Here is a 26,462-nt window from a genome sequence, read left to right as displayed (position 1 = left end):
ATTAGAAGTGTTTTCTTTATTAATTGATATTTAATCCATTAACTTGCTTTTTCAGCGAGAGAATCAGTATGAATCTCAGGTGTAGCAAGGGCTTGACCTTCTACAGACATTTTTAAGTTCACCAAGAAAATTGCCAGCGCAGCAATCAAACCGGGAATCGCAATTGCAAAGAAGTTCATTTGATGCGGTAAATTCATGGTGAGTAAAGCACCTGTCAATACCGGTCCAACGATCGCACCGATACGTCCGATTCCGGAAGCCCAACCCATGCCGGTAGAACGCACCGTTGATGGATAATATTGTGCCACGAAGGTATAAAGCAGAATTTGTGAACCAATGGTTGCTGCACCGGCCACTGCAATCAAGCTGTAAAGCACGAATTGCGGACTGTTATAACCGAGCAGGATTAAAGAAGCTGCCCCGCAAAGAAACATGATGGTCAGCACTTTTTTGATATGGAAACGGTCTGCCAGATAACCCCCACCAATAGCCCCGATCATGCCACCAATATTCAGGGCAAACAGGAAGATCATGCTGGCACCCAGTGAATATCCGGCTTGAATCATGAGTTTTGGTAACCAGCTACCCAGTGCGTAGACCATTAATAGACACATGAAAAATGCCAGCCAGAACATAAAGGTACTAAATGTGCGGCCTTGCTGAAATAATGCTTTTAAAGGTGCTTCATCGCCTTTTTGTACTTCATTCAGGACGAACTGGGTGTCAGATCCAATTATCTGTGTTGGCGAGATTTTCTGGATAATATTTTGCGCTTCAGCCGTTTGCTGCTTATTGGTCAGATACATCAGGGATTCTGGTAAATATTTCCAGAGTATCGGCAGGAACAGTAAAGGAGTACCCGCAAGCAAGAACATGATTTTCCAGCCGAACTGTGGTACCAGCCATGCGCCAAGCAAGGCAGATGTCATGCCTCCGATGGCATAGCCACTAAACATCAAGGCAACTAATGTACTGCGAATCCTTTTTGGTGCGTATTCCGTCATCAGGGCAACGACGTTTGGCATCACGCCCCCAATTCCGAGTCCGGCAAGAAAGCGTAAAATTCCGAATTCGACAGGTGATGTTGCAAAGGCACCGATAAACGTAAAACCACTAAAGATCGCGACACAGATCATGATGGTTTTTTTACGTCCCAGTTTATCGGACAAAGTGCCGAAACTCATCGCTCCAAACATCATACCGAACAAGGCGGTGCTGGCTAACATGCCTGCCTGTACTGCACTGAGTGCCCATTCCTGCATCAGTAGCGGTAAAGCCACGCCGTAAATTACCAGGTCATAACCGTCAAAAATAATGATCAGCAAACACCAGATCAGGACGCCCCAATGAAATGGCGTGAACTTTGCTTCATCAATCAGCGTATTTATATTCACTTTATTTGTAGACATCTCCACCTCCTAATTGTGAAGTTCAATTTATGAGATTCACAATGCAGAAGATGTGCATAAATGTCCAAAACTGAATAGGCATGCTTCTATACCTATAAAGTCTGCCTTAAAGAAAAGGCTTTATTTACTATGCCTTAATGATATTCATCCAAAAAATGAAACCTTCATTCAATATTAAAATATGGATTCGCTTTATTCCCTATAAGATCCAGACAGGTATTGATCTGAATTAAAATACAGCACGATCATATTTAATTGCTTCAAGATCATAGACCTGATAGACCGCATCAAACAGATACCGAATATATTCACTTTCATCCATATTACGAATAGCCATAAAAACCGGGCTGACCGCAAATTCATCTAATAAAGAGATAAAGTTTAAATGAGCCAGCCGAATATTCTGGGCACTTTCCGGCACAATACAGACACCCTCTCCAGCAGCCACAAAACCCAGCGCCAGTTGCAATTCACTGACTGCACGGATATTTTTCGGTTCCAGTCCATACTCGGAAAATATACCGCGCACCTGGGTAGAAAAATTCGCCTTACCATTATTCGGGTATAAAAAGAGTGGCTGATCTACCAGTTCAGCCAGATTCACGCCATCTCGTTGCGAAAGAAAATGGCTGGAATGTGCCGCGACCATCAGCCTTTCTTCACGCAGTAACACCCGTTTCACTGCCGGATCTGAAATCCTTAAACGTCCAAAACCGACATCAATCCGCCCTTCTTTAAGTGCCTGAATCTGCTCTGAAGTATTCATTTCAACCATCTCAATTTTGAGCTGGGGATGTTGCTGCTTAAATAGAAACACAATACGCGACAGTAAACCGAACAATAACGAGCCAACAAAACCAATGCTAATGGTGCGATCCGCGATACCAATCCGCTTGGTCATCGATTTGATTTCTTCCGCATTAGACAAAAGTTTAACCGCATGTTGATAGAAGAATTGACCTGCTTCTGTGGTCTTAAGCGGTCGGCTACCTCTTTCAAAGAGCTGAATATCCAGTTCCTGTTCCAGATTTTGTATCTGTCTGCTTAAAGGTGGTTGAGCAATAAACAGTTTTTCTGCCGCCTTGGTAAAACTTTGTTCTTCGACGACTGCGACGAAGTAACGCAAATGCCTGAGTTCCATATTATTGCATACCTTTAAAGTATAAAAAAATGCTAAATCGATCTTAGACCAATCAAAATTATTCTTTTAAGGTATATCAAGTCAAAACATTAAAGCAAGAATGTGAAGCGTAATCATGTATAAGTCAGTTGAAACCTTGCTGGTTCAAATACCGACGATCCGTCCTCACAAGATGGCTGTCGCAACCATGCAAACCCAGACACTGGTCCTGGTCAAAATCACCACCGAAGACGGCTATGTGGGTTGGGGCGAAGCCACCACTATTGGCGGTTTAGGCTACGGTGAAGAAAGCCCAGAAAGTGTCAAAGTGAATATTGAGACTTACTTTGCACCGCTTCTGAAAACATTATCAGGTTTGAATGTTGCACAGACATTACAAGCCATCAAAAAGAATATTAATGGTAACCGTTTTGCCAAGTGTGCCATTCAAACTGCGCTACTGGATATTCAGGCACAACGTTTGAACCAGCCACTGAGTGAAATTCTAGGTGGACGTTTACGTGACAGCGTACCAGTGCTGTGGGTCCTGGCATCTGGCAATACCGAGAAAGACATTGCTGAAGCCCAGAAAATGATTGCGGCCAAACGCCACAATATTTTCAAACTGAAAATTGGTTCTCGTCCAGTGGAACAGGATGTTGAACACGTGCTTGCCATTAAACAGGCATTAGGCAAAGACATTTCGATCCGTGTTGATGTGAACCGTGCCTGGACAGAGCTAGACGCGATTAAAGGCATTCAGTTACTCCAGGACGGCGGCATTGACCTGATTGAACAGCCATGTGCCATTGATAATCTGGATGCAATGCGACGTCTGACCCAGCGTTTTGATATCGCCATCATGGCGGATGAATCCTTGATGGGACCACAGTCTGCCTATCAGATTGCACGTCAGTATGGCTCATCAGTTTTTGCAGTCAAAGTCGCGCAATCCGGTGGCCTGATTGAAGGTTGTGAAGTTTCAAAAGTGGCACAGCTGGCAGGTATCGACCTGTATGGCGGCACCATGCTGGAAGGCCCGGTGGGCACGATCGCCTCTGCCCATGCATTCTCGACTTTTGAAAGTCTCGCTTATGGCACCGAACTGTTTGGCCCCCTGCTACTGACTGAAGATATTTTAAAAACCCCACTCCAGTATCAAAACTTTGAACTTGAGATTCCGAAAGGATCAGGTCTGGGTATTGAGTTGGATGAAAACAAAATTGACAACTTGCGTCGTCAATAATTCCAGGAGAATCCCATGCTTTTCCAAGTACGAATGGACGTCAATATTCCAAAAGATATGCCAGTTGAACAGGCCAATGAAATTAAGGCTGTCGAAAAAGCCTATTCACAGGATCTGCAACGTCAAGGTAAGTGGCGTCATATCTGGCGCATCACCGGACAGTATTCAAACATCAGTATTTTTGATGTTGAAAGCAATGAAGAGTTGCACAACCTGCTACAAGGCTTGCCGCTCTACCCGTATATGAACATCAAAGTTATGGCATTGAACCGCCATCCATCATCGATTCGGGATGATGACAAGTAATGAATAAATTCGGGAATGGAAATGAAAGAGTTTTCTTCCCCCCTTACACCTGAGGGTAATCCAAAAGGACTTGTGGCCAGCAAGATTTAGCCAGCCAAACGAATGCTAAAACATGCGCCACTAAAATATGAAAACATACTTTAGGAGCAATAGTATGAACCGCCAAGAAATTGATGCACTGGTTAAAAAAATGAATGTCGATACAGCGACAGGACCAGTTGATGAGCGTGTACAACAAGTTGTTGTACGTTTATTAGGTGATCTTTTCCAGGCTATTGAAGATCTTGATATTTCTCAGACTGAACTCTGGAAAGGTCTGGAATACTTTACTGATGCAGGTCAAGCCAATGAATTAGGCTTACTGGCTGCAGGTCTGGGTCTGGAACATTACTTAGACTTACGCGCGGATGAAGCAGATGCCAAAGCAGGCATTACTGGCGGTACACCACGTACCATCGAAGGCCCGCTGTATGTTGCAGGTGCTCCTGAGTCAGTTGGTTTTGCGCGTATGGATGACGGTTCTGAAGAGGGCAAAATTCCAACCCTGATTATTGAAGGCACAGTGACCGATACTGACGGCAACATCATTGAAGGTGCAAAAGTTGAAGTCTGGCATGCCAACAGCCTGGGCAACTACTCTTTCTTTGACAAGTCGCAATCTGACTTTAACCTGCGCCGTTCTATCTTTACCGATCAAGACGGTAAATATGTTGCCCTGACTACCATGCCGGTCGGTTATGGCTGTCCACCTGAAGGTACTACCCAGTTCGTACTGGACAAATTAGGTCGTCACGGTAACCGCCCATCTCATGTGCATTACTTCGTATCTGCACCGGGTTACCGAAAGTTAACCACACAGTTCAATATCGAAGGCGATCAATACCTGTGGGATGACTTTGCCTTCGCCACACGTGATGGTCTGGTCGCAACCGCTGTTGATGTGACCGATGAAGCTGAAATCGCACGCCGTGGTTTAAATGATCCATTCAAACATATCCAGTTCAATATTGAACTGGTGAAAGACCAGGCTGCAGCGCCAAGCACTGAAGTAGAACGTCGTCGCGCAAGCGCTTAATTCAAAATGGAATCGGGATGTCAGTCTGAGCAACATCCCGATGACTTCCCCTCCTTGGAAAGTCGGAGACTGGACATGCCTCGTATTCCTGTAATTAACACCAGCCATTTAGACCGTATTGATGAATTACTGGTCGATGATTTTGAATCTGGTGAATTTAAACTGCACCGTTCCGTATTTACTGATCAAGCCCTGTTTGATCTGGAAATGAAATACATCTTTGAAGGAAACTGGGTTTATCTGGCCCATGAGAGCCAGATTCCCAATAACAACGATTACTACACAACCCATATTGGCCGTCAGCCAATCATCATTGCACGTAACCGCAATGGCGAACTGAATGCCATGATCAATGCCTGCTCTCACCGCGGTGCACAACTGTGCCGTTATAAGCGTGGCAATAAAGCAACCTATACCTGCCCATTCCATGGCTGGACATTCAATAACTCGGGCAAGCTGTTAAAAGTGAAAGATCCGGCTGATGCAGGCTATTCAGATTGCTTTAACCAGGACGGTTCTCATGACCTGAAAAAAGTAGCCCGTTTTGAAAATTACAAAGGCTTCTTGTTTGGCAGCCTGAATCCGGATGTTCCTTCTCTGGAAGAATACCTGGGTGAAGCCACCAAGATCATCGACATGATCGTGGGTCAGTCTGAGCAAGGTCTGGAAGTTTTACGCGGTTCGTCGACTTATACCTATGAAGGTAACTGGAAGCTGACTGCAGAAAACGGTGCCGATGGTTATCACGTCTCTGCCGTGCACTGGAACTATGCTGCAACGACTCAGCAACGTAAGGAAAAAGAAGCTGGCGATAATATTCGTGCCATGAGCGCAGGTTCATGGGGCAAACAAGGCGGTGGTTCTTACGGCTTTGAACATGGTCACATGCTGCTTTGGACACAATGGGCCAACCCGGAAGACCGTCCAAACTTTGCCAAGAAAGATGAATATACCGAACGGTATGGTGAAGCCATGGCGAAATGGATGATCGAACGTTCACGTAACCTGTGTATCTATCCAAACGTTTACTTCATGGATCAGTTCGGCTCACAAATCCGTGTTCTGCGTCCAATCTCTGTCGATAAGACTGAAGTGACGATTTACTGTATCGGTCCTGTCGGTGAAGAGCCGGAAGCACGCACTCGCCGTATCCGTCAGTATGAAGATTTCTTTAATGCTTCTGGTATGGCTACCCCAGACGATCTGGAAGAATTCCGTGCCTGTCAGGCTGGTTATGCCGGGATCGCACTGGAATGGAACGACATGTGTCGCGGGTCTAAGCACTGGATTCAAGGGCCAGATGATGCAGCCAATGAAATTGGCCTGAAACCAAAACTGTCTGGTATTAAAACAGAAGATGAAGGCCTGTACCTGGCTCAGCACCAGTACTGGTTAGAGCTGATCAAAAAAGGCATTGCGACTGAAAAAGAAATTGCTGCAAGCACTGAAGGAGAAACCGCATGAGCGACATCACTTTAGAAAATATTGCACAGTTCCTGTATCAGGAAGCCCGCTTTTTAGATGATGAGCAATGGGATGACTGGTTACAGTGCTACGCCCCTACTGCTTCTTTCTGGATGCCTGCTTGGGATGATGATGACCGTCTGACTGAAGATCCACAGTCTGAAATCTCACTGATTTACTACCCAGACCGTCAGGGTCTTGAAGACCGTGTGTTCCGGATCAAGACAGAACGTTCATCTGCCACCATGCCGGATACCCGTACCAGCCACAACATCTGCAATATTGAAATTGTGGAACGTGATGGCGACAAGGTCACTGTACGTTTTAACTGGAATACCCTGAGTTTCCGCTACAAAACCAGTTACAGCTACTTCGGTATGTCTCGTTATGTAATCGATTTTTCAGGCGAAAAACCACAGATTTTAAGCAAATACGTGGTACTGAAAAACGATTACATCAACCAGGTTATCGACATTTATCACCTCTAAGACTGTCTCGACAGCCAGGTAAAACCCTTTAGCCAGATGGAAAATTGGCTGAAGGGTCCAGTTTCAAAGATTTATATAGGATATTCAGCCATGTCAAACCACAATGTTGCACTCCAATTTGAAGATGGCGTTACACGTTTTATTAGTGTTGCCCAAGGCGAAACCTTGTCCGATGCAGCTTACCGTCAAAAGATCAATATCCCTCTAGATTGCCGTGACGGTGCATGTGGAACGTGCCGCGCTTTTTGTGAATCAGGTGCGTATGACATGCCTGAAGAAATGTACATTGAAGATGCACTGACTCCAGAAGAAGCCGCAGAAGGTTTTATCCTGGCTTGCCAATGTAAACCGACTTCGGATGCCGTGTTCCAAATTCAGGCCTCCTCTGATGTCTGTAAAACCGAGATTCATGCATTTCAAGGTACGTTGGCCCGTGTAGAAAACCTGTCTGATTCCACCATTACTTTTGATATTCAACTCGATGATGGTCAACCAGATATCCATTTTCTGGCCGGACAATATGTCAATGTCGGCATTCCTGGCACCACTGAAACCCGTTCTTACTCATTCAGTTCCAAGCCGGGCAACCGTTTAACCGGCTTCGTGGTGCGCAATGTGCCGAACGGCAAAATGTCGAGCTTCCTCAGCGCTGACGCAAAAGCCGGTGACAAAATGACCTTTACCGGTCCGTTTGGTAGCTTCTACCTGCGCCCTGTGACCCGCCCTGTCTTGATGCTGGCGGGTGGTACAGGTATTGCACCATTCATGTCGATGTTGCAAGTGCTGGAAGAAAAAGGTTCAGAGCATCCAGTGCGTCTGGTATTTGGTGTGACCAATGATTTTGATCTGGTGGCCATTGAAAAACTGAATGAACTACAAGATAAATTCCCGTGGTTCGAATACCGTACTGTAGTGGCAAACCCGGAATCTGCACATGAACGTAAAGGTTATGTGACTGGTCATATTGAAAATGAATGGTTAAATGGTGGCGATGTCGACATCTATCTGTGTGGTCCAGTGCCAATGGTTGAAGCGGTTCGCGGCTGGCTGGATGCGGAAGGTGTTAAACCTGCCAGCTTCCTGTTTGAAAAATTCTCTGCCAACTAAGTTTAGAAGCCGGAGAACCTCATGAACTGTAACCCAAGATTTGAAAATAAAGTCGTGATCGTGACTGGTGCTGCGCAAGGCATCGGTCGCGGTGTCGCGATTCAGGTGGCGAGCGAAGGCGCTCAAGTTATCATGGCCGATCTTTCTCCCTATGTAGAAGAAGTATTGGCAGAGATTGAAGCCACAGGTGGCGATGCCATTACTGTAAAAGCCGATCTGGAAACTTATGCCGGTGCTCAATCTGTCGTTGAAAAAGCCTTAGATACCTATGGTCGTGTCGATGTACTGATCAATAACGTGGGTGGTGCCATCTGGATGAAACCTTTTGAAGAATTCTCTGAAGAAGAAATCATCAAGGAAGTGAACCGTTCGCTGTTTCCAACGCTGTGGTGCTGCCGTGCAGTTTTACCAGAAATGATTAAAAATCAGAAGGGTACCATTGTAAACGTATCTTCTATTGCCACACGCGGCATTAACCGTGTGCCATATTCGGCATCGAAAGGTGGCGTAAATGGCCTGACGGCTTCCCTTGCCTTTGAACATGCCAAAGATGGTATTCGCGTTAATGCAGTTGCAACGGGTGGCACCGAAGCACCTCCCCGTAAAGTACCGCGCAATGCCAATCCACTGACTGAATCTGAACAAGAATGGATGCAGCAAGTGGTAGATCAGACCATTGACCGTACGTTTATGGGTCGCTACGGCACAATTCAGGAGCAAGTAAATGCCATTCTATTCCTGGCTTCCGATGAATCATCTTATATGACAGGTACCGTAGTACCGGTCGGTGGTGGAGATCAAGGCTAGTCCTGATCATCACGATTTTTGACAGGCTCATGGTTCGACGCAAGGAGGCACATTACCAATGAACACCCTGTTTCAGACATTAAAAAATGACTGGTCAATTTCAGCGACTGTTGCAGGATTTCTAGCAGTGCTGATTTCCTATTCAGGACCACTGATCATTTTTTTCCAGGCAGCGCAGCAAGCCCAGGTTTCCCCAGACATGATGATTTCATGGATTTGGGGAATTTCTATTGGTGCGGCGCTCGCAGGTATCTTTTTATCGATTAAATACAAAATACCTGTTGTCACCGCCTGGTCTGCGCCCGGAACGGCACTATTGGTCACGCTGTTTCCCGATATTTCGCTCAATGAAGCGGTTGCGGCCTATATCACCTCTGCTGTGGTGATTTTTCTCATTGGGATTACCGGTTATTTCGACAAATTGCTGTCCTGGATTCCCCAGGAAGTCGCTGCCGGAATGATGGCCGGAATTTTACTGCAGTTTGGTTTAGGACTGTTCACCGCGACCGATACCATGCCCTATATCGTCTTTGGCATGCTGGCGGTGTTTTTGCTGGCCAAGCGTTTCAGTCCACGTTATGCCATGGTCTGGGTGCTGGTTGCCGGTGTGATTTTAAGCATGCTGCTGGGCAAGATTAATCCGGTCACGGCAGATTTCAGTCTGGCAATTCCGCAATTTATTGCACCGGAATGGACTTGGAGTTCCACCCTGAATCTGGCCCTCCCGCTTATTCTGGTCAGTCTGTCGGGCCAGTTTTTACCAGGAATGGCCATTATCAAGATCAGTGGATATGACATGCCTGCCAAGCCAATTATCAGTGCAACCAGTATTGCCTCGCTCGCAGTAGCCTGTGTGGGGGGGATTACTATTGTATTGGCCTCTATTACGGCCGCATTGTGTTTAGGCAAAGACGCGCACGAGCTGAAAGAAAAGCGTTATATCGCGGGTGTGGCGAACGGGCTTTTTTATATTTTAGGCGGCCTGTTTGCCGGCAGCATTGTCATGCTGTTTAGCCTGATGCCGAAGGAATTAATTGCAGCTTTGGCAGGACTGGCCTTACTCGGAGCAATTGCCACTAACATCTCTATGGCGATGGGCAAAGAGTCGCAACGTGATGCCGCACTGATCACCTTTTTAGCAACTGCTTCCGGCATGCATTTCTTGGGGCTGAGTTCAGTCTTTTGGGGGATTTGTATTGGCCTGGTAGCACATTTTCTGCTGTCACAGAAAGACCGTAATGCTGTTCCGGTTGCAACATCAGATTCAAAACGAATTTAAAGACATCCATTAGTTTAGGGTATGTAAGGACCAGATTATGATAGATAAAAGTTCATTATCATTGAAAGAAGCACTCTCCCAGATCAAGGATGGTTCTACCATTATGATCGGCGGATTTGGGACAGCGGGTCAGCCTGCTGAACTGATTGATGGTCTGATCGAATTGGGAATCAAGGATCTTATTATTGTCAATAATAATGCTGGTAATGGCGACTATGGTCTGGCGAAACTGCTTAAAGCGGGCGCTGTGCGTAAAATTATCTGCTCTTTCCCGCGTCAGTCTGATTCCTGGGTATTTGACGAACTCTATCGTGCAGGCAAGATCGAACTGGAACTGGTGCCGCAAGGTAATCTGGCTTGCCGTATTCAGGCAGCAGGTATGGGCTTAGGTCCAATCTATACCCCAACCGGTTTTGGTACCTTGCTGGCTGAAGGCAAACCAACCTTGAACTATGAAGGCAAAGATTTTGTCCTGGAAAATCCGATTAAAGCTGACTTTGCTTTAATTAAGGCCCATCAGGGCGACCGTTGGGGCAATCTGGTCTACCGTAAATCTGCCCGTAACTTTGGCCCGATTATGGCGATGGCAGCTGGTGTAACCATTGCACAGGTTTCTGAGGTGGTTGAACTGGGTGCACTGGATCCAGAGCACATCATTACCCCAGGAATTTTTGTTCAACACGTTGTTCAAGTTAAACCTGCACAGTAATCACGGATAAGGAGAAGATTCATGAGCTATAACAAACTGACCCGTGACCAGATCGCTGAACGTGTGGCACAAGACATTCCTGATGGTGCTTATGTGAACCTCGGTATTGGCCTGCCGACCAAGATTTCAAGCTACCTGCCAAGCGACAAAGACGTATTCCTGCACTCTGAAAATGGCCTGCTGGCTTTCGGTCCTCCTCCTGCTGAAGAAGACCGCGATCCTGAGCTGATTAATGCCGGTAAAGAATTCGTGACCTTGCTCGAAGGTGGTTCTTTCTTCCATCATGGGGATTCTTTTGCGATGATGCGCGGCGGACACTTAGATATCGCAGTTTTGGGTGCTTTCCAAGTCGCTGAAAATGGTGATCTGGCCAACTGGCATACCGGTGCACCCGATGCAATTCCTGCAGTCGGTGGCGCGATGGATCTGGCCGTCGGCGCCAAGAAAGTCTTTATCACTACTAATCACGTCACTAAAAAAGGCGAACCTAAGATTGTGGCTGAACTGACTTATCCTGCGACTGGCCTGAAATGTGTGGACCGCATCTATACTGACCTGTGTGTAATTGATGTGACACCTGAAGGGATGAAAGTGATTGAGAAAGTTGAAGGTCTGTCATTTGAAGAATTGCAGGCATTAACTGGTGCCAAACTGATTGATGCGACTCAATCAAATTAAGGGGAAGTCCCTCCTTTATTAAAGGAGGGATTTAGGGAGGATTTGAGGATTAAAACTACTTCATTAAATCCCTCCCAACCTCCCTTTAAAAAGGGAGGAGTTTTCTTCTTTTAAATATGTGAGCAAATACACAATGAAAAACGCATATATCATCGATGCCATTCGTACCCCATTCGGTCGCTATGCTGGTGGGCTGGCACCTGTTCGTGCTGATGATCTTGGCGCGATCCCGATTAAAGCCTTGATGGAACGCAACCCAAGTATCAACTGGGAAAAAGTTGATGACATTATCTACGGCTGTGCCAACCAGGCCGGTGAAGACAACCGCAACGTGGGTCGTATGTCAGCACTGCTTGCAAGTGTACCTTATCAAGTGCCAGCCACTACCATTAACCGTCTTTGCGGATCCTCCCTGGATGCAATAGCGATTGCGGCACGTGCCATTAAAGCCGGTGAAGCGAATCTGATTGTGGCTGGTGGTGTGGAATCCATGTCACGCGCCCCTTTTGTCATGGGTAAAGCAGAAACCGCTTATGGCCGTAGCCAGAAAATTGAAGACACCACCATGGGCTGGCGTTTTATCAACCCGAAACTGAAAGAACTGTATGGCGTGGAAACCATGCCGGAAACTGCTGAAAACGTGGCAGAACAGTTCAATATTAATCGTGAAGATCAAGACAAGTTTGCCCTGACCAGCCAGCAACGTACAGCAGCAGCACAAGCCAAAGGTTTCTTTGCCAAGGAAATCATTCCTGTGATGATTCCGCAGCGTAAAGGCGATCCGATCGTTGTCGATACTGATGAACATCCGCGTGCCTCTACCACAGCAGAAGCTCTGGCGAAACTGAAACCTGTGGTGAAAGCAGAGGGGACTGTAACGGCGGGTAATGCTTCTGGTATTAACGATGGTGCGGCTGCCCTGCTGATTGCATCTGATGAAGCTGTTGCTCAGCATGGCTTAAAACCACGTGCCAAAATTATTGGCTCAACCGTTGTAGGTGTTGAACCACGAATCATGGGTTTTGGTCCAGCACCTGCCATCAAGAAATTACTGGTACAAACCGGTCTGACTTTAGAGCAGATGGATGTGATTGAGCTGAATGAAGCTTTTGCTGCTCAGGCACTGGCATGTACCCGTGACTTGGGTATCGAAGACGGTTCAGAGAAAGTCAATCCAAATGGTGGTGCGATTGCTTTGGGTCATCCACTCGGTGCTTCAGGTGCGCGTTTAGTGACGACTGCACTCAACCAGCTGGAACACACCGGTGGTCAATATGCGCTATGTTCAATGTGTATCGGTGTCGGTCAAGGCATCGCGTTGATTATTGAACGTGTTTAATCCTCATTAAAAGTCCCCCTTCTTGCACTTCAGCTTAAAGCAATGCTTAAGCCTTGCTCAGGGGGATTTAGGGGGATTTATAAGATTAAGGACTTAAAAAAATGCCAACATTTACATCCAACGATGCCCAGATCAATTACCAGACTTTTGGTGATGCCAGCAAACCTGCCCTGGTTTTTTCTAACTCATTGGGTACCAAATTCAGCATGTGGCAGCCACAAATTGAATTTTTCCAGCAAGACTATTTTGTCGTGTGTTATGACACGCGTGGTCATGGGGCTTCTTCTGCACCGCAAGGTCCGTATAGCCTTGAACAGCTAGGTCAGGATATAGTGAATCTTCTGGATCATTTGAACATTGCAAAAGCAGCATTCTGTGGTATTTCTATGGGTGGCTTAACCGGTCAATGGTTAGCGATTCATAAGCCAGAACGTTTTAGCCAGGTGATTGTCTGCAATACTGCAGCCAAAATTGGCCAGGAACAGGCATGGCAAGACCGTGCTGCGCTTGTCCGTGAGCAAGGTCTTGCTCCGATTGCTGCAACTGCGGCATCACGCTGGTTTACCGATCCCTTTATCCAGAGCAACCCGGCAGTCGTTGCAGAACTTTCAAACGACCTTGGAGCTGGCAGCCCGGAAGGTTATGCAAGTTGCTGCGAAGCTTTGGCTAAGGCGGATTTACGTGAACAGATCAAAACGATTTCAGTGCCGGTACTGATTGTGGCCGGTCAGCAAGATCCAGTGACGACGGTTGCAGATGGACAAGCCATGCAGGCTGAAATTGCTCAAAGCCAGTTGTTTGAAATCAATGCTTCGCATATTTCCAATATTGAACAACCGGAAGCCTTTAATCAGGCCGTACAAACTTTTCTTGCTGCTTAATTCATTCTTATAAAAAAGCCACGATAATTCGTGGCTTTCTTTTATTCGAGTATTTGTTAAGCCCAGATCACCAGCATCGCTGCAATCACCACCAGTACCAAGCCCCAATGCTCGGCACGCGCCAGTTTTTCTTTAAAGAAATAAGCTGAAATCAGCAGACTGAACAGGATTTCGATTTGTCCCAAGGTTTTCACGATTGGCACGCTCATCATACTCATGGCGGTAAACCAGCCGAGGGATGCTATAAAGCTGCAGAAGCTGACTTTAAAGGTTAGACCTAAACGTTGCCACATGGCAACTAAGGTTTTTCGACTAAACAGGCTCAGGTAAATCAGCATACTGATGCACTGGAAACCAATCACCGAAATTAGTACCCATGAAGCGCGATGTACGGTTGGCAACATTGGTAGTTCCAGACTGGCTTCACGTACCAAGAGTGAAGTAATAGCAAAGCTCAAACCGCTGCCGATTCCGATGGCTAAAGTCTTGGTGGATAGGCCGGTGAGCTGATTGCCCTTACTCAGCAGGAATACCGCATAACCACCGATCAGCACCCCAATCCAGGCGAGTACAGACAGATGATCTGACAGGAAAATTACTCCAATAATGGCAGCCAGAATCGCTTCACTTTTTGCCAGTCCAATGCCAATCGCATAATTTTTCTGTTTAAACAGCTGCACCATCAAGGCAGTTGCCAGAATCTGGCTGATACCGGCAATCAGAATATAGATCCAATACTTCGGGGTAAAATGCACCACACTTTCTACCGGTTTGAAGTGGTATAAAGCTGCAATGTAAAGCCCGGCCAGCGGCAAGCCAAACAGGAAACGTGCCAGTGTCACGCCCCAAATATCGACAGTGGTACTGAGCTGCTTTTGAAAGGCATTTCGCCAGGCCTGCATAAATGCAGCCATTAAAGTAAAGAAAATCCAGCTGATTGCCATACCCTGATCATTAATACCGTAAAAGTGAATTAATTCTATGCCTTAGTACAATCTATGACTAATTAAAAATGAGATAATGGCTAATAGCTAAAAGTTTAATTTTCTAATTTAAAAATAATTAAAATTTATCAATTTGACAGGGATAAAATTGATTTCTCAGATTCCAACTATGCTAATAAATAAGAAAATAACTCCTGATCTTTGATTAACTTATAATAAACGGCTCTTCTATTTTAAGAGACTGAAGATGTTTCATCAGAATAAACTTTTTCCATTGGAATAAAGCGAATGCCATGTTCATGAGTAAGTTCACCTGTTTCTACAAAACCAAATTTTTTATAAATATTGAAGCCATATAAACTGGATTTGACTGTAATTTTTTGATGCCCTTGATTACGAATTTTTTCTTCTAAAAAATTCCACATTTGTCGTCCATATCCCTGCCCCTGATAAGCTGGATCCAGAAAAAAGTGCATGAAGTGTGCAGGTTCCATATAGGCCACCACGCCCACAATTTTTTGATTAATTTCTCCAACAAAATAATGAATATCAGCTCGATCAAAAATGGTCTGAAGAATTTTAGGTTGAAAACGCTTGCGTCCCTCTTCACTAGAAATCAAGACATCAACAAATGGGGTAATGACGTTCGCAATTGCTAGTGTGTCCTGAACAGTGGCTTTTCTTATCTTCATCATATTTTAATACCCCAAAAGCAGAACTATAAAATGAAAAATAATTTATTTTTCAGCATGATATATTTTTGAAAATTGAGTAAAATATATACCAATTAGGTCTTTTGAAAAACGCTATTCAATCAATTTTATTTTTAATAATTTTTGCTCTCTGATTTTTTATTATTTGCGTTATTCAGATTGGTTAAATTGATACTCTCGTTTTTATTTAAGAAAAAAATACATAGGTCAGTTCATCGGTTTTTTTATTTCTGTCAGCTTTTCTTCTATAAACAGTCACTAAACTATAATTTAATGAATAATCGATCACATGCATTTACAATTAATCAACATAGTGTTTTTTAAGAAATTTTTATGATGAATTTTTAAACAGGATAAAATTCCGCAATGCAAGATGAATATAAATTATAGATTGTCAGCAATCCATTGTAATTCTATTCATTTTGCAGGGAGTATCGATGAAGTATTTTGAATGTCCAGTTTGCGAACAGCAGATCTTTTTCGCCAAATTCGTATGTGATCACTGCCTTTCTCCTATCGGCTATATCGCATCCGAAAAAGAAATGACGACATTTAAAAAGCTGAATGCTCAGGAGTGGGTTCCCGTTGCCGAAAAGTATCAACATTCCCGTTATAAACCTTGTTATAACTATACCCATCATCAGGTATGTAACTGGATGATCCCCGTAGATGACGAGGAAGATTTTTGCGAATCCTGCCAGCTGACTCATGTAATTCCAAATCTGGAAAATGCCGAAAACATGATTTACTGGTATCGGCTTGAGGAAGCCAAACGCCGGTTTCTATATCTGACCCAACGTATGAACATTATGCCTCGTCCAAAACATTCGGATGATGATCCATTAGGTTTGCGTTTTGATTTTCTTCTTCCTGAAAAAGACAAGCCAGTACTTACCGGCCATGCCAATGGGGTGATTACCTTAAATGCCTTCGAGGCCGATGTGGTTTATCGGGAAACAACCCGGGTCAATATGGGTGAAAATTACAGGACATTATTAGGGCATTTTCGTCATGAAAGTGGGCATTTTTATTTTAATGTCATCCAGCATCTACATCCGGAATTACTCGATGAACTTCGCCATTATTTTGGAGATGAGCGGCAAAATTATAGTGAAGCACTAGAGAGGCACTATAATCAAGGTGCGCCTATCAACTGGCATGAAAAATATATTAGTCCCTATGCCACTGCACACCCGTGGGAAGATTGGGCTGAAACCTGGTCACATTATCTGCATATCATGGAAACACTGGAAACTGCATTTTATGCCGGTCTACGCGTGGAAGGTAATGGCCGAAATCTAGCCAGTATGGACTTTAAAGAATGCCCGATTGGTGGACAGGATTTTGAACATATCCTGGAAAACTGGGTCACCCTGACTTTTAATTTGAATGCCTTAAACCGCAGTATGGGTCTGGAAGATGCTTACCCCTTTAAGCTGACTGAAGCTGTGAAAGATAAACTGCGTTTCATTCATCGGCATATCTTGGATAAAGTCTTTAATAACCCACGTCTGATTCAGAACTAAAATATTTATCTAGTACAATAAATAAAGCCCGTGATTCACAGGCTTTATTTTGGGCTTATTTTAAGAAAGAGAACTAAGCAATTTTCATTGAACCGGTTTCTTCAAACTGGGCATGCCAGGACAAAGCTTCATTTAACAAATGCGGTGTTTGCCCACCATGCGCACAGGCGCGCTCAAAGTAATCATTCAGACTTTTACGATAATCGGGATGAGCACAAATATCGATAATCTTGCGGGCACGTTCACGTGGTGCCAATCCGCGCAGATCGGCCAAACCTTGCTCTGTTACCAGAATATCCACGTCATGGTCAGTATGATCTGTATGGCTCACCAGTGGAACCACAGACGAAATCGCACCACCTTTGGCATAGGATTTAGTCACAAAAATCGCAATATGTGCATGACGGGTAAAATCACCTGAGCCGCCAATACCATTCATCATCTTGGTGCCAGCGACATGGGTTGAATTCACATTCCCGTAAATATCAAACTCCAGTGCGGTATTGATTGCAATTATACCCAGACGGCGAATCAGCTCAGGGTTGTTGGAAAGTTCTTGCGGGCGTAAGACAATTTTATCTTTGTACTGATCAAAATTCTTCATCACCCGTGCCGCACATTCATCGCTCAGGGTCATGGAACAACCAGAAGCAAAGGTCATTTTTCCTGAATCGATAAGCTGGAAAGTACAGTCTTGCAGGACTTCAGAATACATTTCAAGATTATTGAAATTAGAATGTTCAAAACCTGCAAATACGGCATTTGCCACGGAACCTACTCCGGACTGCAGCGGCCCCAGATTTTCAGGTAATCGTCCTGCGGCGACTTCATTTTCAAAGAATTGAATTAAGTGGCTGGCAATCGCCAGTGTTTCTTCATCCGGCTCATCCATTGCGAAAGAAGTATCCGGAATCTCATTAATGACAATCGCAGCAATTTTTTCAGGTGCAACATGGATTCCGATTGTACCTATCTTGTCACTGGCTTGCGTCAAAGGAATCGGACCACGGTTTGGACGGGTTTTAGGCAAATAAATATCATGTACGCCTTCTAGCACCGGATTAACTGTTGTATCAATTTCAACAATGACCCGATCTGCCATTTCGATGAAATTCGCCGAGTTTCCACAAGAACCGGTCGGAATAATCTGGCCATCTTCAGTAATGGCCGTTGCGGCAATTATAGCTACATTAATCGCCGGCAGGTTTTTATGACGGATATTGTCTGCCAGTTCAGAAAGATGCTGATCGATATACATCACTTCACCATTATTGATGGCCTGACGTAAAGAAGGATCAGCCTGATAAGGATAACGGCGGGTTATAACGTTAGCTTCATTCAGTTTCCCATCAATCCGGTTCCCCAGACTTGCACCTGTCGCCAAGGTAATATGGATCGGATGCTGCCGGGCATATTCAGCCAATGCCAAAGGCACAGTTTTCGCTTCACCGGCGCCGCCAAAACCGCTCAAACCAATTACATCACCATCTTGAATCAATTGTAGTGCTTTTTCTACAGGTACTACTTTATCTTGTAATGCGAGCAAACGAATACGCTCTAAACCGTTCATAAAAATTCTCAAAAATTAAAAATAAAGAGACGCCTGCTCCTGGCGTACCAGAAGCATTGTGGTCTAATTCAAAAAATATTTAAGTTTGCTACTTTAAGCATATGATCATGCAATTATGAAAAGACTTAAATCAGTTCTACAGCAATCGCTGTTGCTTCCCCACCGCCAATACATAGTGCTGCAATGCCTTTCTTGCCACCAGTACGCTTTAAGGCATGAATCAAGCTCACAATAATTCGGGAACCGGAAGAACCTAGGGGATGACCAAGCGCACAGGCACCGCCATTGACGTTCACTTTTGCTGGATCAAGTTTAAAAGCATCTATTGCTAACATGGTCACCATGGCAAAAGCTTCATTGATTTCCCAAAGGTCAACCTCCTGAGCATCCCAACCCGTTTTTTTCAGGACTTTTTCAATCGCGCCCACTGGTGCAATGGTGAATTCTGATGGATGCTGCGAATGGCTGGCATAGGCCACAATATTAGCCAGCGGCTTTAAGTTACGCTGCGCGGCAATTTCACTAGAAGTCACAACCAGTGCCGAAGCACCATCAGAAATGGAGCTGGCATTTGCCGCAGTAATTGTTCCATCCTTTTTGAAAGCTGGACGTAAGGTTGGAATTTTGTCAGCCTTGGCATTTAAAGGCTGTTCATCCTGTTCTACCACGACATCGCCTTTACGGCTACTGACAGTGACCGGTACGATTTCATCTTTAAAGAAACCTTGCTGCACCGCTGTCACGGCTTTATTTAATGAGCCAATCGCATAGGCATCCTGCTGCTCACGGGTATAGCCCTTTTTATCTGCCATTTCCTGAGCAAGGATTCCCATCGACAGACCTGTTTCCGCATCTTCCAGACCTTCCTGGAACATGTGATCAGTCACTTTGCCATGCCCCATACGGAAACCGGCCCGTGCCTTGTCCATTAAATAGGGTGCGTTTGACATCGATTCCATACCACCTGCAACCACAATCTCTGCTGAACCGGCCTTGATTGCGTCTGCTGCTTGCATCACCGCCTTCATGCCTGAACCACAAATTTTATTAATCGTGGTCGCCCCGGTGGAATCCGGTAGACCCGCCTGACGCATGGCCTGACGTGCCGGACCCTGTTTTAAACCGGCAGGAAGAACGCAGCCCATAATCACTTCATCAATATCATTGGCTGCCAGACCTGCACGCGCTACCGCTTCCTTGATCGCTACAGCACCCAAATCTGGTGCCGTACAGCTTGAAAGTGAGCCTTGAAAACCGCCCATTGCGGTACGTACAGCTTCTACAATTACAATCATTCTAATCTCATCCTTTAACATCATTGTTATCAACACTGCAAAGTAATAGCTCTACAGTGTTCGTCCTTCGCAATATTTGCGGGTTTAGGCCTGTGCAGTGAAATATTCTTCTGGCAATTGCATCACCAGCTCCGCACCTGCCTGAATACGTTGAATTCTCGCACTCAAATCCGGGAGTACTTTAGCAATATAGTAATTTGCCAGTACCAGCTTGTTTTTGAAATAGCTTTCTTCTTTGGTAACCGCCGCTTTACTGATACGCGCATACATATAGACGAAGCTCAACAAACCTACCGCATGCAGATAATCAACAGCAATGGAGTTGGCGAAATCAGGATTCTGCTGAGACTGCTCAACAATAAAATTGGTAATATCTTCCAGTTGCTGACAGGTATCTAAGGTTGCCTTTTTAATCGTTAAGGCATCATCTAGACTTTGGGCAAATTCACGGATTTCTGCAATATACTCTGCAATATATGCACCTTTACATTTCGTAGTTTTACGGCCAATCAGGTCAATTGCCTGCACCCCATTGGTCCCCTCATAGATCTGTGAAATGCGCAGGTCACGGATACATTGTTCCATGCCCCATTCACGGATATAGCCATGACCACCGAAGCACATTTGTGCTTCAAGTGCAGCATCCAGTGCTTTATCGGTGAGGTAAGCTTTGGCAATAGGCGTTAATAAAGCCACACGATCAGTTGCTTTACGTACCGCCTCAGGGTCGGTGGAGTATTTGGTAATATCCAGCTGCTGGCCGACATAGACTGCGAAAGCACGAGAAGCTTCATTATTGGCACGCACATTCAGCAACATACGGCGTACATCGCCATGGACCAGAATTGAATCGGCTGGTTTTTCTGGTGATTTAGCACCGGTTGATGCACGGCCCTGTAAACGGTCGGTCGCATATTGTGCGGCATTCTGATAAGCAAATTCTGCCGCGCCAATGCCTTGAATCCCCATCGACAAACGTTCGTAGTTCATCATCACGAACATGCCCGCCAGACCTTCATTTTCATTACCCACCATATAGCCTTTGGCACCATCAAAGTTCATGACACAGGTTGCCGAGCCTTTAATACCCATCTTATGTTCGATCGAACCGGCAGCGACCGCATTGCGCTCACCGAGTGAACCATCGGCATTAACCAGGAATTTAGGGACAATAAACAGAGAAATACCGCGTGAACCTGCTGGCGCTTTTGGGGTTTTGGCCAGTACCAGGTGAATGATATTTTCACTCAGATCATGCTCACCGCTGGTAATGAAGATTTTGGTCCCGGTAATGTTGTATGAACCGTCTTGATTTGGTTCAGCCTTGGTTTTGATAATGCCCAGATCTGTCCCTGAATGCGGCTCAGTTAAACACATCGTGCCTGACCATTCACCCGTATAGAATTTTGGCAGATAGGTTTCTTTCTGTTCCTGCGAAGCACGGTCATTGATCGCCATGCCAGCTCCCACGGTTAACAGCGGGTAAAGCATGAAAGAGGGATTGGTACTCCAGATCATTTCGTCTGCAAGTACAGTCAGCATTTTTGGCATGCCCTGACCGCCCCATTCTTCAGGAGCACCCAAGCCTACCCAGCCACCTTCGGCAAACTGTCTGAACGCTTCTTTAAAGCCTGCAGGTGTTTTGACTTCACCATTACTAAACTGAGCACCACCTTCTTCATCTGCAGGGCGGTTCAGATCAAGAATCACATTCTTGGAAAACTTGGCCATCTCTTCCAGAATTGCATTTGCAGTTGCCATATCTAAATGTGCAAGATTTTCATTGTCTTGCCAAAATTGTTCGGCCTGAAACACATCATTTAAAATAAATTCCATGTCTTTTAGCGGCGCATTATAAATAGGCATTTTCACATTCCTTCACTGGTGATACTCAATCCTGTTACTGAGTATTTTTTCATTATGGATTCGAGAAAATATTTTGAGGCTTTTTGCTCGAATCCATGCATGTCATTCAAAAATCATCATGTCGAATTAATCTGGTGATGAATTCATTGACATAAATTAGCGATATAAAATTTAAAATCACAAACTTTATACCTTTGGTATTTACTGAATCCTTAAAACTTAAATCCATTAATGAATGAAAAATTTAAGCTGTTAAAATGACTCTGGCTTCACTTCGCTAAACCTTGTCTGGTCTGGGTTTAAAACGAAAATATGATTCAGCTTTATGCCCTAAAACCATAAATCAAATATATTGAAAATGGAATTTTATTTAGCAAAGTTGATCTCAAGGGTTCAATTTTCTTGACAATATTTTTAGCGCAGCTGTATATGACTTTTTTCTACAAGAAATGTTGAATAAATATACAAATTTAGATAAATATCACGACCTTAGTTTTATAGCTATACATGTGAAAATAGCATATTCTTAGTAGGTTCCTTTTCGAAAATGATGAGTCAAGAAGATGACGACTGTAAGACAGCAGAACTTCCTTCTTCGTAAAGAGAAGATCCTGAGCATGGCGGAAAGTCTACTGCTTGATAATAATCAGGACATCACCTTGAGTGAACTTGCTGAAGAACTAGACATCGCCAAAGGAACCATCTACAAGCATTTTAAAAGCAAGAACCAGTTATATTTAGAACTCATCATTCTGAATGAAAAAAGAATTCTGGCAATTTCCGATAAATATAATAACGATATTAAAAATTATGTTTCGCAATATATGCTTTATCACATGCTCAATTCAAACCGGACTATTTTGCTGCATGTTATTGAAGAGCGTTTAACCAATAATGAAAAAAACCTGAAAGAGTTATTTCAGGAACTCTATCGTATTCGTGAAGAACGGATTATCCGCATTAAAGATATGACCCATGATTATCTGGTATCTTTAGACAGTGCCATGTCAATCCGGGATTATTTATCTTATATCTGGACGGTCACTTACGGCGCTTCACTATTATTAAATTCGACCAGTTATCAAAAAGCGATTGGTTCGCGTGAACGCTTGATTAAACTGTATATTAATCAGGCATTGATGACGCCAGATAAAATATCTGCAGTTTCATAAAAAATGCCTAATCATGATTAGGCATTTTAAAATTATTTTTTAAATGGCAAATATCAAGCCATAGTTTCAGGCGGAAAGCCATCTTCAGTTAATGCCGCGATAATCTCAAATTCGCTTGCACTCGATTCAACTTCCACCATTTTGCTGACTACATCAACATTGACTTTAGCATTTTCATCCAGCTCCTGAATGGTTGCCGTCACACTACGCGCACAACCACCACAAGTCATATTTTCAATACGGAATTTCATCTTGATCTCCCTTTGATCAGTTTAAATTTGGGTTAAGCGAATTTTAATTCAAGCCTATTGATCTGCTTTGATAGCCGTATGGGCAGTTTTCCCATGTGACACACCCTGCTCAATCTGTTTCAGGATTTGGCAATCAGACTGCTCATCTCCAGCACACTGCGCAACCGATTGCTGCAAAATTTTCATCATGTTTTGCATGTCCGCAATTTTCTGTTGCAGTAACTCGATATGCTTTTGCGCCAACTGTTTGACATCACTGCTGTGTCTGGCATCGTTCTGCCACAGGCCGAGCAATTCTTTCATCTGTTCAGAAGAAAAACCCAGTTCACGCGCATGCTGAATAAAACTTAAAGTCTTGATGTCATCGTCACTATAGATACGATAACCCGAATCGCTACGTTTAGGATTGGGTAATAAACCGATATCTTCATAATAACGGATCATTTTGGCCGAGATCCCGGAGCGTTTCGCGGCCTGTCCAATATTCATTACACTGCCTCCTTCAACTGGATCGGCTGATAAGTCTTTAAACGAAGCGCATTGCTGACCACAAAAACTGAGGATAAGGCCATTGCACCTGCTGCAAACATCGGTGATAACAAAATACCGAAGAATGGATATAGTAGACCTGCAGCAATCGGAATCAAGGCAATATTATAAACAAAGGCCCAGAACAGGTTCTGTTTGATATTGCGCATGGTCGCCTGACTCAGGCCAATACCGGTTGCCACATGCTGTAAATTTCCAGACATCAGCACCACGTCTGCTGCTTCGATTGCGACATCCGTACCAGTTCCTATTGCCATTCCAACATCGGCCTGAGCCAAAGCAGGTGCATCATTAATCCCGTCACCGACAAAAGTGACGATGCCATGTTGCTGTTGGAGTTGGCGTACCGCATCGACTTTTTCATTAGGCAGAACTTCAGCAATGACATGATCAATCTTCAACTGTCTGGCAATGGCCTGTGCAGTATGCTGGTTATCACCGGTAATCATGGCAATCTTTAAGCCTTGATCATGTAAGGCCTGAATCGCACTATAGGTTGTGGCTTTAATCGGATCAGCCACAGCAATAATGGCAGCCAATTTTTGATCTATAGCGACATATAAAGGAGTACGTCCCTGTTCACCTAACTGTTGTGCTTTCTCTTTAAAAATATCGACACTTAAACCCAATTGCTGCATCAGGCGTTCTGCGCCAATATGAATTTGCTGACCTGAAACTTGAGCTTTCACGCCTGCACCAGTGATTGAATCAAAATCACTGACTTCAGGTAGTTGCAACTGTTGTGCTTTCGCAGCTTCCACAATCGCATGAGCAATGGGATGTTCGGATTTGGCTTCCACTGCTGCGACCATTTGCAATACTATTTGCTGCTCAAAACCAGATGTCACTGCAAAATCGGTTAGGGCTGGTTTCCCTTCAGTTAAGGTTCCGGTTTTATCCACCGCCACAACTCTGGTTTGCTGCAAGAGTTGCAATGCTTCGCCTTTACGGAACAAGATACCCAGCTCTGCTGCCCGGCCGGTGCCGACCATAATAGATGTTGGCGTAGCCAGGCCCATTGCACAAGGACAGGCAATAATCAGTACTGCAACAGCATTGACCAGTGCATAAGTCAGATTCGGTTCAGGACCCAACAGGAACCAGACAATAAAAGTCAAAGTCGCGAGCAGCATCACAGCCGGTACAAACCATAAGGTCACTTTATCGACTGCCGCCTGAATGGGAAGTTTTGCGCCTTGTGCCTGTTCCACCATATGAATAATCTGAGCTAGAACTGAATCTTGTCCGACTGCTGTCGCCTTGATCTGCAAGGTGCCATTCTGATTTACCGTTCCGCCAATCACCCGATCTCCAGCCTGTTTAGCCACGGCTAAAGGTTCACCGCTGATCATCGCTTCATCGATATAACTTTGACCAGAAATGACTTCACCATCAACTGCGACTTTCTCACCCGGACGAATCTCGATCAGCATGCCCTGCTGTACATCAGCAATTTTCAGATCAACCCAGGTTCCATTTTGCTGTACTCGAGCAGTTTTTGGCTGCAAGCCAACCAGATATTGAATCGCTTCAGAGGTTTTACCTTTGGCTCGAGCTTCCAGATAACGTCCCAGTAAGATCAAGGCAACAATCACAGCCGCCGCTTCGAAATACACATGTACAGTGCTTTGCGGCAATAATTGCGGAAAGAAAGTGGAAATACAGGAAAATCCATAAGCGGCTATTGTTCCCACGGCAACCAGAGAATTCATATCGGGTGCCAGTCGCAACAATGCCGGAATCCCATGCTGATAAAACCGCCGTCCTGGTATCAGCAAAACCAGAGTCGTCAGTACAAACTGGATATACCAGCTGTTTTGGGTACCTAGCGTATGTGCAATCCAGTGATGAAAAGCCGGAATCAGATGTGAACCCATTTCCAGAATAAACACCGGAACAGCCAGAATTAGTGCTAACCATAAGTCACGTTTTAGCTGTTCAGTTTCAGCGGTTTTCTTTTCCTGAAAAATCGTTTGAGCATCAATAGTCTGCGCATCTAATTTTTCATGGGCGTTATACCCCGCTTTTTTGACGGCAGCAATTAAAGCTGGAAGCTGACTACGCGGCGCCTTGACCCAAGCTGCTTCAGTGGCGAGATTGACGTGTGCTTCACTTACCTGATCGACTTTTAATAAAGCCTTTTCTACACGTGCCACACAGGAGGCACAGGTCATTCCTTCAATAGCCAGTTCAATTCGGTCGGTTTGAATATCAAAGCCAGCTTTTTGTACAGCCTTGATCAATTGAGAAACAGCGAGAGGATGAATTGCAGTGACGTGAGCTTTTTCGGTTGCCAGATTAACCTGCGCATCCAGTACCTGATCGACTTTTTTCAAGGCTTTTTCAACACGAGCTACACAAGAGGCACAGGTCATGCCTTCAATATTTAAATCAAACTGCTGGATCACGGCTTCAAAACCGGTTTTATTGATAGCATTGACGAGTTGCGATGCAGGAATAGGTTGTTCACTTTTTAAAAAAGCCTGTTCAGTGGAGAGATTGACGTTCGCTTCCACCACACCTTCAATTTTCTTTAAGGCTTTTTCCACACGTGCGACACAAGAGGCACAGGTCATTCCTGAAATCTGTACCTGCTGTTCGTACAACTGTGTGGTTGCTGGTGTATTCATTCTGCGCTCTCCATTCACCCATTCACTGCCTATGCTAT

24 protein-coding genes are annotated in these 26,462 nt (G+C 44.7%); 14 read left to right on the top strand and 10 right to left on the bottom strand.

The genetic code is table 11. The features are described 5' to 3' along the window. Positions 1 to 38 precede the first annotated feature (38 nt). Positions 39 to 1,409 (bottom strand): aromatic acid/H+ symport family MFS transporter, encoded by a 1,371-nt coding sequence (locus FTV14_RS02435; RefSeq protein ID WP_180053243.1) that lies wholly within the window; start codon positions 1,407 to 1,409, stop codon positions 39 to 41. A gap of 229 nt (positions 1,410 to 1,638) precedes the next feature. After that, positions 1,639 to 2,550: a LysR family transcriptional regulator gene (locus FTV14_RS02430; protein WP_125278484.1), complete on the bottom strand. Its 912-nt coding sequence runs from the start codon at positions 2,548 to 2,550 to the stop codon at positions 1,639 to 1,641. A gap of 115 nt (positions 2,551 to 2,665) precedes the next feature. On the opposite strand from FTV14_RS02430, the gene FTV14_RS02425 reads away from it, so the two are divergent. The 12 genes from FTV14_RS02425 (at position 2,666) to pcaD (ending at position 13,908) form a co-directional block, all read left to right on the top strand. Then, a complete protein-coding gene (locus FTV14_RS02425; protein ID WP_180053242.1) occupies positions 2,666 to 3,775 on the top strand; it encodes a muconate/chloromuconate family cycloisomerase in 1,110 nt (369 codons plus the stop codon). A 15-nt stretch (positions 3,776 to 3,790) separates the two neighbouring features. Further along, entirely contained in the window at positions 3,791 to 4,081 is a 291-nt protein-coding gene (gene catC / locus FTV14_RS02420; RefSeq protein WP_180002032.1) for a muconolactone Delta-isomerase, read from the top strand. A 154-nt stretch (positions 4,082 to 4,235) separates the two neighbouring features. After that, positions 4,236 to 5,156 carry a catechol 1,2-dioxygenase gene (gene catA / locus FTV14_RS02415; RefSeq protein ID WP_180053241.1) on the top strand — a complete coding sequence of 307 codons (921 nt, stop codon included), beginning with the start codon at positions 4,236 to 4,238 and terminating at the stop codon, positions 5,154 to 5,156. Positions 5,157 to 5,231: 75 nt separating this feature from the next. Continuing rightward, positions 5,232 to 6,620: a benzoate 1,2-dioxygenase large subunit gene (benA, locus tag FTV14_RS02410; protein WP_104426109.1), complete on the top strand. Its 1,389-nt coding sequence runs from the start codon at positions 5,232 to 5,234 to the stop codon at positions 6,618 to 6,620. Next, positions 6,617 to 7,108 (top strand): benzoate 1,2-dioxygenase small subunit, encoded by a 492-nt coding sequence (gene benB, locus FTV14_RS02405; RefSeq protein WP_004785632.1) that lies wholly within the window; start codon positions 6,617 to 6,619, stop codon positions 7,106 to 7,108. Before benA ends, benB begins: the two co-directional genes overlap by 4 nt. Before the next feature lie 90 nt (positions 7,109 to 7,198). After that, a complete protein-coding gene (gene benC, locus FTV14_RS02400; protein ID WP_180053240.1) occupies positions 7,199 to 8,215 on the top strand; it encodes a benzoate 1,2-dioxygenase electron transfer component BenC in 1,017 nt (338 codons plus the stop codon). 21 nt (positions 8,216 to 8,236) lie between these two features. Next, a complete protein-coding gene (gene benD, locus FTV14_RS02395) occupies positions 8,237 to 9,022 on the top strand; it encodes a benzoate diol dehydrogenase BenD (RefSeq protein WP_180053239.1) in 786 nt (261 codons plus the stop codon). A gap of 58 nt (positions 9,023 to 9,080) precedes the next feature. Next, positions 9,081 to 10,301 (top strand): benzoate/H(+) symporter BenE, encoded by a 1,221-nt coding sequence (gene benE / locus FTV14_RS02390; protein ID WP_064096714.1) that lies wholly within the window; start codon positions 9,081 to 9,083, stop codon positions 10,299 to 10,301. A 37-nt stretch (positions 10,302 to 10,338) separates the two neighbouring features. Next, complete coding sequence (locus FTV14_RS02385; RefSeq protein WP_180053238.1) at positions 10,339 to 11,010, top strand: 3-oxoacid CoA-transferase subunit A; 672 nt, start codon at positions 10,339 to 10,341, stop codon at positions 11,008 to 11,010. 21 nt (positions 11,011 to 11,031) lie between these two features. Further along, positions 11,032 to 11,688 carry a 3-oxoacid CoA-transferase subunit B gene (locus tag FTV14_RS02380; RefSeq protein ID WP_180053237.1) on the top strand — a complete coding sequence of 219 codons (657 nt, stop codon included), beginning with the start codon at positions 11,032 to 11,034 and terminating at the stop codon, positions 11,686 to 11,688. 133 nt (positions 11,689 to 11,821) lie between these two features. Further along, complete coding sequence (gene pcaF, locus FTV14_RS02375) at positions 11,822 to 13,027, top strand: 3-oxoadipyl-CoA thiolase (RefSeq protein ID WP_180053236.1); 1,206 nt, start codon at positions 11,822 to 11,824, stop codon at positions 13,025 to 13,027. Between the two features lie 101 nt (positions 13,028 to 13,128). Beyond that, positions 13,129 to 13,908 carry a 3-oxoadipate enol-lactonase gene (gene pcaD, locus FTV14_RS02370; protein ID WP_180053235.1) on the top strand — a complete coding sequence of 260 codons (780 nt, stop codon included), beginning with the start codon at positions 13,129 to 13,131 and terminating at the stop codon, positions 13,906 to 13,908. A 56-nt stretch (positions 13,909 to 13,964) separates the two neighbouring features. Here pcaD and FTV14_RS02365 read toward each other — a convergent pair whose 3' ends face one another. Together FTV14_RS02365 and FTV14_RS02360 are read right to left on the bottom strand one after the other, a co-directional pair. Beyond that, on the bottom strand, positions 13,965 to 14,852 hold the full coding sequence (locus tag FTV14_RS02365; protein WP_180053234.1) for a DMT family transporter: 888 nt from the start codon (positions 14,850 to 14,852) through the stop codon (positions 13,965 to 13,967). A gap of 233 nt (positions 14,853 to 15,085) precedes the next feature. Then, the gene (locus tag FTV14_RS02360; RefSeq protein ID WP_180053312.1) at positions 15,086 to 15,544 is read right to left on the bottom strand and encodes a GNAT family N-acetyltransferase; all 459 of its coding nucleotides are present in this window, start codon (positions 15,542 to 15,544) and stop codon (positions 15,086 to 15,088) included. A gap of 458 nt (positions 15,545 to 16,002) precedes the next feature. On the opposite strand from FTV14_RS02360, the gene FTV14_RS02355 reads away from it, so the two are divergent. Further along, positions 16,003 to 17,091, top strand: a complete 1,089-nt coding sequence (locus tag FTV14_RS02355; RefSeq protein ID WP_180053233.1) for a putative zinc-binding metallopeptidase — start codon at positions 16,003 to 16,005, stop codon at positions 17,089 to 17,091. Positions 17,092 to 17,164: 73 nt separating this feature from the next. On the opposite strand, the gene FTV14_RS02350 is transcribed toward FTV14_RS02355, so the two are convergent. The 3 genes from FTV14_RS02350 to FTV14_RS02340 form a co-directional block, all read right to left on the bottom strand. Next, positions 17,165 to 18,661, bottom strand: a complete 1,497-nt coding sequence (locus tag FTV14_RS02350) for a succinate CoA transferase (RefSeq protein WP_180033696.1) — start codon at positions 18,659 to 18,661, stop codon at positions 17,165 to 17,167. A 125-nt stretch (positions 18,662 to 18,786) separates the two neighbouring features. Further along, positions 18,787 to 19,962, bottom strand: a complete 1,176-nt coding sequence (locus FTV14_RS02345; RefSeq protein WP_180053311.1) for a thiolase family protein — start codon at positions 19,960 to 19,962, stop codon at positions 18,787 to 18,789. A gap of 78 nt (positions 19,963 to 20,040) precedes the next feature. Further along, positions 20,041 to 21,822 (bottom strand): acyl-CoA dehydrogenase C-terminal domain-containing protein, encoded by a 1,782-nt coding sequence (locus tag FTV14_RS02340; RefSeq protein ID WP_180053232.1) that lies wholly within the window; start codon positions 21,820 to 21,822, stop codon positions 20,041 to 20,043. 563 nt (positions 21,823 to 22,385) lie between these two features. On the opposite strand from FTV14_RS02340, the gene FTV14_RS02335 reads away from it, so the two are divergent. Further along, on the top strand, positions 22,386 to 22,994 hold the full coding sequence (locus FTV14_RS02335) for a TetR/AcrR family transcriptional regulator (protein ID WP_005235816.1): 609 nt from the start codon (positions 22,386 to 22,388) through the stop codon (positions 22,992 to 22,994). A 53-nt stretch (positions 22,995 to 23,047) separates the two neighbouring features. Here the strand turns inward: FTV14_RS02335 and FTV14_RS02330 are convergent, their stop codons facing one another. The 3 genes from FTV14_RS02330 to FTV14_RS02320 are packed head-to-tail and all read right to left on the bottom strand — an operon-like array spanning position 23,048 to position 26,424. After that, a complete protein-coding gene (locus tag FTV14_RS02330; RefSeq protein WP_180053231.1) occupies positions 23,048 to 23,245 on the bottom strand; it encodes a heavy-metal-associated domain-containing protein in 198 nt (65 codons plus the stop codon). Between the two features lie 54 nt (positions 23,246 to 23,299). Further along, the gene (cueR, locus tag FTV14_RS02325) at positions 23,300 to 23,734 is read right to left on the bottom strand and encodes a Cu(I)-responsive transcriptional regulator (RefSeq protein WP_180053230.1); all 435 of its coding nucleotides are present in this window, start codon (positions 23,732 to 23,734) and stop codon (positions 23,300 to 23,302) included. Continuing rightward, positions 23,734 to 26,424, bottom strand: coding sequence for a heavy metal translocating P-type ATPase (locus FTV14_RS02320; RefSeq protein WP_180053229.1), 2,691 nt, complete (start codon positions 26,422 to 26,424; stop codon positions 23,734 to 23,736). Before FTV14_RS02320 ends, cueR begins: the two co-directional genes overlap by 1 nt. Positions 26,425 to 26,462 lie beyond the last annotated feature (38 nt).

It is taken from the genome of Acinetobacter sp. YH12236, assembly GCF_013417645.1.
Classification (GTDB): domain Bacteria; phylum Pseudomonadota; class Gammaproteobacteria; order Pseudomonadales; family Moraxellaceae; genus Acinetobacter.
The sequence above is the reverse complement of the archived record's forward strand: the minus strand, read 5'-3'. Positions and strand labels throughout refer to the sequence as shown.

Excerpts from the sequence above, each read along its gene's own strand:
- FTV14_RS02435 (WP_180053243.1), bottom strand. The coding sequence starts at position 1,409 with ATGTCTACAAATAAAGTGAATATAAATACGCTGATTGATGAAGCAAAG.
- FTV14_RS02350 (WP_180033696.1), bottom strand. The coding sequence starts at position 18,661 with ATGAACGGTTTAGAGCGTATTCGTTTGCTCGCATTACAAGATAAAGTA.
- benA (WP_104426109.1), top strand. The coding sequence starts at position 5,232 with ATGCCTCGTATTCCTGTAATTAACACCAGCCATTTAGACCGTATTGAT.
- catA (WP_180053241.1), top strand. The coding sequence starts at position 4,236 with ATGAACCGCCAAGAAATTGATGCACTGGTTAAAAAAATGAATGTCGAT.
- FTV14_RS02335 (WP_005235816.1), top strand. The coding sequence starts at position 22,386 with ATGACGACTGTAAGACAGCAGAACTTCCTTCTTCGTAAAGAGAAGATC.
- benE (WP_064096714.1), top strand. The coding sequence starts at position 9,081 with ATGAACACCCTGTTTCAGACATTAAAAAATGACTGGTCAATTTCAGCG.
- FTV14_RS02320 (WP_180053229.1), bottom strand. The coding sequence starts at position 26,424 with ATGAATACACCAGCAACCACACAGTTGTACGAACAGCAGGTACAGATT.
- FTV14_RS02380 (WP_180053237.1), top strand. The coding sequence starts at position 11,032 with ATGAGCTATAACAAACTGACCCGTGACCAGATCGCTGAACGTGTGGCA.
- benD (WP_180053239.1), top strand. The coding sequence starts at position 8,237 with ATGAACTGTAACCCAAGATTTGAAAATAAAGTCGTGATCGTGACTGGT.
- pcaF (WP_180053236.1), top strand. The coding sequence starts at position 11,822 with ATGAAAAACGCATATATCATCGATGCCATTCGTACCCCATTCGGTCGC.
- FTV14_RS02425 (WP_180053242.1), top strand. The coding sequence starts at position 2,666 with ATGTATAAGTCAGTTGAAACCTTGCTGGTTCAAATACCGACGATCCGT.
- FTV14_RS02340 (WP_180053232.1), bottom strand. The coding sequence starts at position 21,822 with ATGCCTATTTATAATGCGCCGCTAAAAGACATGGAATTTATTTTAAAT.
- FTV14_RS02355 (WP_180053233.1), top strand. The coding sequence starts at position 16,003 with ATGAAGTATTTTGAATGTCCAGTTTGCGAACAGCAGATCTTTTTCGCC.
- FTV14_RS02330 (WP_180053231.1), bottom strand. The coding sequence starts at position 23,245 with ATGAAATTCCGTATTGAAAATATGACTTGTGGTGGTTGTGCGCGTAGT.
- benC (WP_180053240.1), top strand. The coding sequence starts at position 7,199 with ATGTCAAACCACAATGTTGCACTCCAATTTGAAGATGGCGTTACACGT.
- catC (WP_180002032.1), top strand. The coding sequence starts at position 3,791 with ATGCTTTTCCAAGTACGAATGGACGTCAATATTCCAAAAGATATGCCA.
- FTV14_RS02385 (WP_180053238.1), top strand. The coding sequence starts at position 10,339 with ATGATAGATAAAAGTTCATTATCATTGAAAGAAGCACTCTCCCAGATC.
- FTV14_RS02430 (WP_125278484.1), bottom strand. The coding sequence starts at position 2,550 with ATGGAACTCAGGCATTTGCGTTACTTCGTCGCAGTCGTCGAAGAACAA.
- FTV14_RS02360 (WP_180053312.1), bottom strand. The coding sequence starts at position 15,544 with ATGAAGATAAGAAAAGCCACTGTTCAGGACACACTAGCAATTGCGAAC.
- pcaD (WP_180053235.1), top strand. The coding sequence starts at position 13,129 with ATGCCAACATTTACATCCAACGATGCCCAGATCAATTACCAGACTTTT.
- benB (WP_004785632.1), top strand. The coding sequence starts at position 6,617 with ATGAGCGACATCACTTTAGAAAATATTGCACAGTTCCTGTATCAGGAA.
- FTV14_RS02365 (WP_180053234.1), bottom strand. The coding sequence starts at position 14,852 with ATGGCAATCAGCTGGATTTTCTTTACTTTAATGGCTGCATTTATGCAG.
- cueR (WP_180053230.1), bottom strand. The coding sequence starts at position 23,734 with ATGAATATTGGACAGGCCGCGAAACGCTCCGGGATCTCGGCCAAAATG.